General features: G+C 36.4%; 14 protein-coding genes. 10 read left to right on the top strand and 4 right to left on the bottom strand.

Features of this window, described 5'->3' with window-relative positions:
• Together A3SG_RS22500 and A3SG_RS0116115 are read left to right on the top strand one after the other, a co-directional pair.
• Positions 1-213: hypothetical protein (locus tag A3SG_RS22500; RefSeq protein WP_232226406.1), on the top strand; the 213-nt coding region annotated here is incomplete at its 5' end.
• A 545-nt stretch (positions 214-758) separates the two neighbouring features.
• Positions 759-1,181: a DUF6943 family protein gene (locus A3SG_RS0116115; protein ID WP_029596864.1), complete on the top strand. Its 423-nt coding sequence runs from the start codon at positions 759-761 to the stop codon at positions 1,179-1,181.
• A 112-nt stretch (positions 1,182-1,293) separates the two neighbouring features.
• On the opposite strand, the gene A3SG_RS21935 is transcribed toward A3SG_RS0116115, so the two are convergent.
• Genes A3SG_RS21935 through A3SG_RS0116095 form a run of 4 tightly spaced genes read right to left on the bottom strand, consistent with a single transcriptional unit; the run spans position 1,294 to position 2,900 of the window.
• On the bottom strand, positions 1,294-1,467 hold the full coding sequence (locus tag A3SG_RS21935) for a hypothetical protein (RefSeq protein WP_016991037.1): 174 nt from the start codon (positions 1,465-1,467) through the stop codon (positions 1,294-1,296).
• Complete coding sequence (locus A3SG_RS0116105) at positions 1,457-1,717, bottom strand: hypothetical protein (RefSeq protein WP_016991036.1); 261 nt, start codon at positions 1,715-1,717, stop codon at positions 1,457-1,459. The genes A3SG_RS21935 and A3SG_RS0116105 overlap by 11 nt, the downstream gene beginning before the upstream one ends.
• 3 nt (positions 1,718-1,720) lie before the next feature.
• Positions 1,721-2,143 (bottom strand): DUF5675 family protein, encoded by a 423-nt coding sequence (locus A3SG_RS0116100; protein WP_016991035.1) that lies wholly within the window; start codon positions 2,141-2,143, stop codon positions 1,721-1,723.
• 1 nt (position 2,144) lies between these two features.
• Entirely contained in the window at positions 2,145-2,900 is a 756-nt protein-coding gene (locus A3SG_RS0116095) for a hypothetical protein (protein WP_016991034.1), read from the bottom strand.
• 304 nt (positions 2,901-3,204) lie between these two features.
• Here A3SG_RS0116095 and A3SG_RS0116090 point away from each other — a divergent pair, with 304 nt between their 5' ends.
• From A3SG_RS0116090 to A3SG_RS0116060, 8 genes are all read left to right on the top strand, one after another.
• Positions 3,205-3,429, top strand: a complete 225-nt coding sequence (locus A3SG_RS0116090) for a helix-turn-helix domain-containing protein (protein ID WP_016991033.1) — start codon at positions 3,205-3,207, stop codon at positions 3,427-3,429.
• Positions 3,429-3,761 carry a HipA N-terminal domain-containing protein gene (locus tag A3SG_RS0116085; protein ID WP_016991032.1) on the top strand — a complete coding sequence of 111 codons (333 nt, stop codon included), beginning with the start codon at positions 3,429-3,431 and terminating at the stop codon, positions 3,759-3,761. Before A3SG_RS0116090 ends, A3SG_RS0116085 begins: the two co-directional genes overlap by 1 nt.
• Complete coding sequence (locus A3SG_RS0116080; RefSeq protein WP_035664359.1) at positions 3,754-4,710, top strand: HipA domain-containing protein; 957 nt, start codon at positions 3,754-3,756, stop codon at positions 4,708-4,710. The genes A3SG_RS0116085 and A3SG_RS0116080 overlap by 8 nt, the downstream gene beginning before the upstream one ends.
• Before the next feature lie 89 nt (positions 4,711-4,799).
• Positions 4,800-5,003 (top strand): hypothetical protein, encoded by a 204-nt coding sequence (locus A3SG_RS21365; RefSeq protein ID WP_083832481.1) that lies wholly within the window; start codon positions 4,800-4,802, stop codon positions 5,001-5,003.
• Between the two features lie 89 nt (positions 5,004-5,092).
• Entirely contained in the window at positions 5,093-5,356 is a 264-nt protein-coding gene (locus A3SG_RS0116075; RefSeq protein WP_016991030.1) for a helix-turn-helix domain-containing protein, read from the top strand.
• Between the two features lie 2 nt (positions 5,357-5,358).
• Positions 5,359-6,624: a type II toxin-antitoxin system HipA family toxin gene (locus A3SG_RS0116070; protein WP_016991029.1), complete on the top strand. Its 1,266-nt coding sequence runs from the start codon at positions 5,359-5,361 to the stop codon at positions 6,622-6,624.
• A gap of 953 nt (positions 6,625-7,577) precedes the next feature.
• Positions 7,578-8,423 (top strand): transposase, encoded by an 846-nt coding sequence (locus tag A3SG_RS0116065; RefSeq protein ID WP_016991028.1) that lies wholly within the window; start codon positions 7,578-7,580, stop codon positions 8,421-8,423.
• A gap of 478 nt (positions 8,424-8,901) precedes the next feature.
• The coding region (locus A3SG_RS0116060) for a helix-turn-helix domain-containing protein (protein WP_016991027.1) at positions 8,902-9,177 on the top strand (276 nt) is incomplete at its 3' end.

The raw sequence follows: 9,177 nt of genomic DNA, 5'->3' as shown, positions 1-9,177 counted from the left end.
TTTTTTTTTGCGCCGTTCCGTTCCTCATCTCCACACGGTCACTTCCTGCGTTCGTCGGGGCTATTACAGCCACAATACAGCTTCATTCCGTTCCGCTACGCTACTCTGCAGTCAGCAGTATTATGTCTGTCGCCCCTTATCTTTTCAGCGGTTGCTCCTTCGCACAGCCATCGGGCTTGGCTCCGTTCGGTGAAAAACCTCACTTTGCCCTAAATCAAGGTTTCCCTCCAAAAAAAGTCGGGAGTGTTTTATTTTTTCCCCGCCGTTTCACGCTCCTATCCGCTACGTTTCGCTCCGTTTACCCTGATGAAAATCAGGGTCTCCTCCGCTTAACTCCCGCGTCTAGGGTGGCTATTCGATTGCCGCAACCCCGCCACTGCGCTCCTCATCCGCAATAAAAAAGTTCCTTCTCGTACTAAAAAGACGAGACCTACTTTTTTATGCTCCTTGCGGTGCTTGGGGGTGTTTAATTGCCGATTTCACAAGAACGACCGCAAAAGAAGAACAGTAACGAGAATGTTTTGTGATACAAAGAAAAAAATAAAAAAAGAAAGTAAAGGTAAGTTCCGGTTTCAAAAAGTAAAGTTCAAGCCCTTCGGGTTTTTGAAAATATCTCCATTCGCCGCGGCGAATAGTATTTTTTCAAAAAAACTTGACTCCTTTTGAATCCTCCACTTCTTAGACGACTTTCTTTTTTTCTTTTTCTTTTAAAATATTAGGGTGCCGAGCGCAGCGAGGCACATAATCTAAAACCAGAAATTACGCCAAACTTTATCGTCAAAACCCATCAGAAAGACACCATTTACAAGGGAAACCAAATCTTTATTCTCAACAAAGGAATGAACAGCGGCAAGCCGCAAAAAGAGCCTTTTACCAATAGTTATGTGATCATTTTTTCATCCGACGAAGACTCCGAAATGATTTACTGGCTAGCATACAGCCTATGGCAAATGAAATTTTGGCATCAGCACCTTATTGGGTCCGTTATTCCATTTATCCGAATTCAAAATTTTAAATCCGAATTTGACCAAAAAGTAAATCAATTACTTTACGACTTCGAGCAGCATCAGAAAGATATTGATGCAATCAAAGCGCTAGAACTACAAAAAGAACATCTGGAGAAAAATCTAAAACTGATTAATGAACTAAAAAAATGTATTTTGTCTAGGTACTGTCGGTAAACAAAAAAAAGCCTAATCTTGCGATTTAGGCTTTCTTATAAAATTCAGTAAAGGTTACCACACAAAAACTGAATTTATTCTGAACTTGTTTCAGAATCTAATAAAACTGAATTTATTTTTTATTTTTGGTCAACCGCTTTAAAAGAAGTGAAACCAGAAAACTAACTATAGCTCCAACAACGGCTAAGATAATAGTTTTTAGAATATCTTCAGAAAGGATATTGGGTGCAATACTCAACAAAGTTCCTAAAATGGTGCCTGATTTTAAAGTAAGATTAGTCTCCATCGCTTCTAGATTTTGGAATTATTTCTTGTTCTGCCTTCAACAGGGCTGCTTCATCAACTGTAATCTGACTGACAGCAGAAATAACCCCTCCAGCAACAGCGATATATCCTGCAATACTTACCACAGCAACAGGCAAAACAACCGGCGCCGCAATCACACTTCCGCTTATGGCCAACAAAGCCAATCCAATGGCTCTCAAAATCCTAAAAAACTTAGGAGTTGGAGCTTTCACTCGTTTTATTACATTCATAATTTATTTCTTTATCATTCCTTTTTGGGAATCTGATTGAACACTTATTTTCACTATTTCATCACGTTCTAAAGCTGCGTAAACCATAGATTTCAGCTTTTCCAACGCTTTTCGGGAGGAACAGCCCTTTCCTACTCCGCTATGTTGCGTTACAGGAGCAATACAGCCCAACAATTCTTTTTTGGCGTCATTGGCGGGATGGATCAATATTAAATCTCTTCCCGGAACATTTCTCAAATGCAAGTGCCATTCAAATTTTGGGCTAAACCGCTTCTGCAAAACATATTCTCCTTCCGGAATACAAGAGATACGCCTTTGATTTCCCAACCAAGGCAATTCGATGGTATAACAAACTAGTGTGCCGTTCCATTCTAGCATCCCTTGCGTTCCTTCAGGAAAATAGATTCTGGTTAATACTAAAAACATCTTACAATCCGCTTACGCTAACCAAAGCTAACGGGTTGTAGGATCCATTTTTCAAAGGATACATCTGGCCATTTACTTGTTGGTAAAACTCAACACCTAAAGCCAAAAACAACGGTTTTGTGCTGTTTGGGGTGACCGGGTTTACATGACTAATCGCCGCTGTTGCTGTCATATCCCAAGGAAGAATGGCCGTTTCAGAATTCGTTGATACGAAAGTCTCTGCCTCAAAATCAATTTCAGAACCAGCCGAAATAATTTTGAAATGGGTCGTTCCTCCTGGAGCTGCAATCATATTAGCGGGAATAAACGAATCCAAATCAACGCTGATATCTCCAGATACTCTGTCGATTATCCCTACATAAGGAGCAAACAAACTGGTCCCCAGTTTCCCTCTGATGTTGAACTCAAAACCAATAAGCAATTCCGCTTCACCGTCAATTACATTTCGTAACCCACGCTCGCTTATGGTATCGGCTTGGATCACTTTCACCATCGCTTGAGTCAATCGACTCACCACTCTACCGTCGGCAGAATTTAGGAGTAAGACTCTCAGAGCCGTTCTTAAAATTTTCCCAGCCTTGCCGGCTCTTCCAAATTCAGAACCGTTCTCACGCGTTCTTTGAAACGCAGGATCATTTTTGATTCTGCTGGCATCGATGCCTCCTTTTTCACGTGCTAAATGTCCGTCTTGCGTTTTGTAAAAAGTAATATCTCCAATAGTACCTTTCAACTTAATTATGCCTTTCTGTCTTGCCATAATTCCTAAAATTTAAGTTTATAATTTAATTTAAAATGAATTCAATCGTCATCCTGTTGCAACACTTTTCAATTGATTTGAATACAAATTTTAGCTAATTAAATCACATTAAAAAGGCCTCGACGACCAGATGGCACGATCAGACACAGATGGCATAAATCGACATAAATGACATCTAATACTCCGTGAAAATTAATGGACAAACTATATGTATTAGCATATAAATAAAGTTTATAAAGTAAATTATATGCTTTTACATATAATTTCATATATTTGTTCTAATTCGATGTAAATGCATATAATCATGATAACACTAGCAGACTTTGTAAAAGAAAAAAGAAATGAAGTAAACCTTACCCAGGAAGCATTTGCAGAACGTGCTGGAGTAGCACTTACCGTTATTCGAAAAATAGAACAAGGCAAAGAAAATCTAAATCTCGAGAAGGTAAATCAAGTGCTCCGAATGTTCGGGCATACCCTCGCACCGGTTAACGCACGAGAACTATCCAAAAATGAAAAGAAAGAATAATGAGAAAGGCAGCAATATATTATAAAGACGTCTTAGCGGGAATACTCACCGAAACAGATGAAGGAGACTATATCTTTCAGTATGAAGAACAATACATAAAGAAACATCCCAAGCAGTTCATTACGTTTACGATGCCAGTAAGTCCTAAAACATATACCGACAAACGATTATTCCCCTTTTTTGAAGGACTAATTCCTGAAGGCTGGCTCCTGGATATCGCATCCAAAAACTGGAAAATCAATCCCAATGACCGTATGGGATTACTCTTGGCCTGCTGCCAAAATTGTATCGGTGCCGTTAGTGTTCAACCAATACCAAATGAAAATGAGTAAGAAATGCATATACTGTTATCAGATATTAGATGATACAATTGGAGGTGATTTTCACGAGCAATGTAGCTTAGCGTTTTTTGGAACAAAACACCAACCTGCATTTGAACATACCCTAAAACAAATGACCGCCTTAGCGCTAAATGTGGTGGAGCGAAGCGTAGCAGTACCCGGGGTACAACCCAAATTATCACTATCAATAGTAAATGACACGATTCAGGACGGGAATAAAGGACGTCTTACCGTGGTAGGTGCTTTGGGCGGTAATTATATTTTCAAACCGCCATCCGAACAATTCCCGGAAATGCCCGCAAATGAACATGTAACGATGCGCATTGCAGAAGCTTTTGGTATTAACACTGTAAAATCAAGCTTGATCCGACTACAATCTGGAGAGCTTTCCTATATAACCAAACGCATTGATAGGTCAGCTACTGGAGAAAAAATCCACATGCTCGACATGTTCCAAATCACGGAAGCTTTTGACAAATACAAAAGCTCGATGGAAAAAATAGGCAAAGCCATCAACGAATTTTCAGATAACACCTTACTGGACAAACTATACTTTTTGGAATTAGGAGTTTTCAGCTACCTGACCGGAAACAACGACATGCACCTGAAGAACTTCTCGATGATCAATACAGGGGATAGTTGGACATTGGCTCCAGCCTATGATCTGTTGAACGTGGCCATAGTAAACCCAGAAGACACCGAAGAACTAGCCTTAACTCTCGATGGAAAAAAGAAAAAACTAAAATGGGAGCATTTCCAAACACTAGGAACAAACCTTGGTCTTAACGAAAAACAACTAAGAGGAATAGTAAAACGATTCCAAAAAAATAAACCAATTGCAATACAATGGATCGACAATTCATTCCTGTCTGAAGCATTCAAAGAAAAATACAAACTACTATTAGAGGAAAGATACAGCAGTTTATTTCAGCCTAAGTAAACAAGCTCTTTTTTGTTTAATTTTACTTAGAAGTTTGGATAATAGAATTTTAAAGTAAGCCAAAGCCCAATCAAAGCTATAGATAGAGTATGAAAGCAGCAACCACGAGATTGTGTATCTACCCTAAAGACATACAACGTATTACAGGAAAGAGTTATCGCCAAAGCATTAGACTGTTGCAAAACATCAGAAAGGAGCTTAACAAGCTCCCTACGGAGTTTGTATCCGTGCAAGAGTTCTGCCAATACACTAGCCTGAAACAAGAGCAGGTAGAATTACATATTATAGGTTAAACTCCCCACTACCCTTTAAAAATATTTTACCATTATAATAGTTATATATGATATATTTAACTAATTTTGATTAATATAATGGTTATTTTATGCTAGATCCAATCACAATAAAATCGGTTAAACTCAAAATCGGACAGTTTTGTAAAAACAAAAGGAAGGAATACGGTTTATCCCGAGATGAACTTGCCAAAGAGCTTGAGATCTCCCGCACCACCATTCAGAATATTGAGAATGGCAAAAATGCCACATTAGATAATCTACTGAAAGTAGCCAATCATTTTAATGTCCTGCAAACCATTTTCCTTGCTATCGATACCCTAGATCAAACCGATAATAACATCTCATTGTACTAATTATGGCAGCAGATAAAAGCATATCAATCATCGCTTTCGATACCGAGATAGGAAAATTAGGATACGATTTCAACCAACGTAAATGCTATTTCCAATACAGTCCTGAATTTTTAGATTCGGGCAAGTATTCCAATATGTTTCCTTTCCTGTTTAAGAGAATAACACCAGTACAAGTATTCACCCAATTTGAAGGAGAAACGTTTAAAGGTCTTCCTCCTATGATTGCCGATTCCCTGCCGGATATGTTTGGGAACATCATTTTCCAGGAATGGTTCAACGCTAAGGAAAAAGGATTTAAAATTACACCTTTAGAACAATTAACTTATGTCGCCGACCGTGGTATGGGTGCGCTGGAATACCGTCCCGTCAAAGACCTGCCTATGACCTCCAAAATTGATATTGAAGAAATGGTGAAGGTTCTTGAACGTGTCTTACATCTAAAAGACGAAACCACTTCAAACAATCTGAGTGATTTATCGCTTTTAAACATATTTAAAATTGGTACTTCCGCAGGAGGTGTCAGACCTAAAATAGTAGTTTCAGAAAACAAGGAAACCGGTGCCATCGTCGCGGGAGACCGAATATTCTCTGAAGAGTATAACCATTACATTGTGAAACTTCATTTGGAAGAACCACAGGGTTATAATAAAGAAAAGGTAGAATACGTCTATTATTTAATGGCTCTGGAGGCTGGTATTGACATGATGCCTTCAAAATTAATCGATGACACCCATTTTGCCACCTCACGATACGACAGACAAAAAGGACAAAAGCAACACGTACTTACCGCATCGGGTCTTACAGGCTGGGATTTTAAAAAACCTGATAATTCATCCTATGAAAATCTGTTTAAACTTTCCATTAGTTTAGATGTTCCACACAAAGACATCCAGCAACTCTTTAGAAGAATGATATTTAATGTAGTCTTCAAAAACGTAGACGACCATTTAAAGAACCACAGCTTCATCTACGATAAAGACAAAAATAGCTGGAATCTTTCCCCTGCGTATGATATAACGTATGCCTTAAACCCATTGCTTACTTTTACAAGTATTTCAAGAGCATTATCGATTAATGGTAAACGACAGGATATAAACTGGAATGATGTCCTATCAATTGCAGAGGAATTTGCTGTTAAAAACCCTAAAGGGATTATTGATGAGGTTCAGAACACAGCAGTATTCTGGAAAAAATATGCCACTGAATTAAATATCCCAGAAAATATAATCAATACAATTGAAAACGATTTTTATTTTATAAACAACTAATCGTTGATAAACGGAATCTATTTCTAAAAAATTGGATGCTAAAATCAGAACAAAACTTTAATACCTAGATCAATTTTTGTTACTGTACAAGCTTAAAAATTGAACAGCTTAAACATATAATGATTCGGTAAAATACTACTTAGCCATACCATATTTTGAACCTATCAATGGTGTAAATTCCAATAAAATTGATTAAATTTGAGTCATCAATACGAGTACTAAATTGAGTGAAATTTAAAGGTGCACAATTCGGTGCACTCATTTTGAAAAACAAACGCTAAGTCAATAAAATTAGGGCTTGACAGAGGTTGACAAATCCCTCTTTCTCCGCAAAACCCAAAACGCAAGTTTTGGGTTTTTGTTTTTTAGACAAATGGTCAAAGTCCTTTACGTGCTAAGACTAAATAATATTGGCTCACATAAAAAAGTTGGGAAGGAGTTATAAATTTGCCTAAAAAAAGCAAATGGATTTTAGTATATTTTCTTTCTACCAGAGGGTCTTTTATCTCATTTTGATATTGTTGGTTTTAAGGAGCTGGGTGATTTACAAACAAAAAAAGACTGTTTTTATATCTATTTAGATGAGAAAAATAGTCTTGCTGATGATTTTAATTTTAAGGATTTTGAGTCAAAAGGATTTTATGAACGTACCTTAATACAGGATTTTCCAATAAGGGGAAAAGCTGTTTATTTGGGTATTAGAAGGCGAAGATGGCGCAGTAAAGCAGATAAATCAATAGAAGTGAAAAGTGATTATTCATTTATAGCAGAAGGTTCAAAACTAACCATTGAACTTTCTGATTTTTTAAAAGGTACAGGTCGAGACCCGAGAAGATACGATAAGTAATATTGCTAGTTATTATGGTGTTAAGGCTAATTTATTACAGCGCCATTATAAGAAAAACATCAGTGGTTTTAAACAATGGGAGCAGTTAAATCATGCTGAAAACTATTTGATATATCCTCAGAACATAGGAGAAAATTTAGGCATTGATGAGTTAAGTTTATCAAAAGGAGAACTCTATACCTTTGTGACCAACAAAAGCGGAAAAGGAAAGAAAAAGAAGTTAGTTGCAGTTATAAAAGGCACTAAAAGTCAAGATATTATTGATGTACTGAATAAAATCCCATTAGATAAAAGAAAATTAGTCAAGGAAATTACCCTCGATATGGCTAATAATATACAATTGGCTTCACGAATGTGTTTCCCTGAAAGTAGCCTAGTAACTGATCGGTTCCACGTTGTGAAGTTGGTATTAGATGCATTACAACATCAAAGAATCAAATTAAGATGGGAAGCAATTGAAAAAGAAAATCAAGCCATCAAACAAGCAAAAGAGCAAGGAATAAAATACATTCCAATTACTTTAGAAAATGACGATACTCCAAAACAACTTTTGGCTAGAAGTCGCTACATCATTGCTAAAAAGCAAAATCAATGGACGGATAATCAAAAGATAAGAGCTGAATTATTATTCAGAAACTATCCATCTTTACATCAAGGGTACAAACATACCCTTGAGTTTAGAAATATAAATGAACAAAGCTCAAGAGAAATAGCCAAAGAACAAATCTTAGCATGGATAGAGAAAACAAAATCACTAAAGTTAAATGATTTTAATACAGCAGCTAACAGCTTGAAATATCATTTGGAAACTATCTTAAACTTCTTTGTAAAACGCCATACAAATGCGAACGCTGAATCTTTTAATTCAAAAGTAAAACTCTTTAGAGCTAATCAAAGAGGTGTCGTAGATGTGAAATTCTTTCTGTTTAGAATGGAAAAACTTTTTAGTTAATCCCCAGAAAATTTATGTGACCCATAATATTGCTAGACGAATGGAATTATTTCCAAAAAACATTCCATTCGCTATGGAAACTATGATCATAACGAAAACCACTGCCGCAGCGAAAATTAAGTGTAAACACTAGTAAGACGAAAAAGAACTATTTCTATCGTCTATAAATTACGACGTAAGACCTTTTATTTTTGTTCGTAGAAGTCTTACTACTTCTGGCATCAAAGTAATTCCAAATTGTTTTATGATTATCTAGAGATCAATTTAATGCCAGATTAATTCACTTTTTCATACCCTTTAGCCTATTTGGCATAATCATAAATGGTATCCGTTGTATTTTTAATGATATTTCCTAGATCTTGTTCGAGATTATAAGTTTTTTCAATATCAGACTAAAATTCAAATACTAAATAATTGGAATAAATTAATGTCATTTTTTATTGTATTTTCGTAATTATTTTCGTATTTTTATCTAAATATGAGATACTTAACACTTAAAAAAGAAGAGATTGAGTTATTGAACTACCTTCATCAAAACAGCCCTAATAATACCGTTAGAAAACGTAGCCAATGCCTTGTTTTATCACATCAAAGACACAAGATTAACAACCTTGCTTCTGTTTTTAATGTCAATCGCAGAACGATTGAACGTTGGTATGATAGTTGGGTGGAAATCGGAGTTGATTCCCTTGCTATAACAGAGGGTAGAGGTGCAAAAACCCGTTTAAAAGACTATTCCAAAGAGGTTTCTGAT

The organism is Flavobacterium sp. ACAM 123 (genome assembly GCF_000264055.1).
Classification (GTDB): domain Bacteria; phylum Bacteroidota; class Bacteroidia; order Flavobacteriales; family Flavobacteriaceae; genus Flavobacterium.
The sequence above is the reverse complement of the archived record's forward strand: the minus strand, read 5'-3'. Positions and strand labels throughout refer to the sequence as shown.

Coding starts and splice junctions, on each gene's coding strand:
- A3SG_RS0116075 (WP_016991030.1), top strand. CDS start 5,093: ATGCTAGATCCAATCACAATAAAATCGGTTAAACTCAAAATCGGACAG.
- A3SG_RS21365 (WP_083832481.1), top strand. CDS start 4,800: ATGAAAGCAGCAACCACGAGATTGTGTATCTACCCTAAAGACATACAA.
- A3SG_RS0116070 (WP_016991029.1), top strand. CDS start 5,359: ATGGCAGCAGATAAAAGCATATCAATCATCGCTTTCGATACCGAGATA.
- A3SG_RS0116080 (WP_035664359.1), top strand. CDS start 3,754: ATGAGTAAGAAATGCATATACTGTTATCAGATATTAGATGATACAATT.
- A3SG_RS0116105 (WP_016991036.1), bottom strand. CDS start 1,717: ATGAATGTAATAAAACGAGTGAAAGCTCCAACTCCTAAGTTTTTTAGG.
- A3SG_RS21935 (WP_016991037.1), bottom strand. CDS start 1,467: ATGGAGACTAATCTTACTTTAAAATCAGGCACCATTTTAGGAACTTTG.
- A3SG_RS0116085 (WP_016991032.1), top strand. CDS start 3,429: ATGAGAAAGGCAGCAATATATTATAAAGACGTCTTAGCGGGAATACTC.
- A3SG_RS0116090 (WP_016991033.1), top strand. CDS start 3,205: ATGATAACACTAGCAGACTTTGTAAAAGAAAAAAGAAATGAAGTAAAC.
- A3SG_RS0116100 (WP_016991035.1), bottom strand. CDS start 2,143: ATGTTTTTAGTATTAACCAGAATCTATTTTCCTGAAGGAACGCAAGGG.
- A3SG_RS0116095 (WP_016991034.1), bottom strand. CDS start 2,900: ATGGCAAGACAGAAAGGCATAATTAAGTTGAAAGGTACTATTGGAGAT.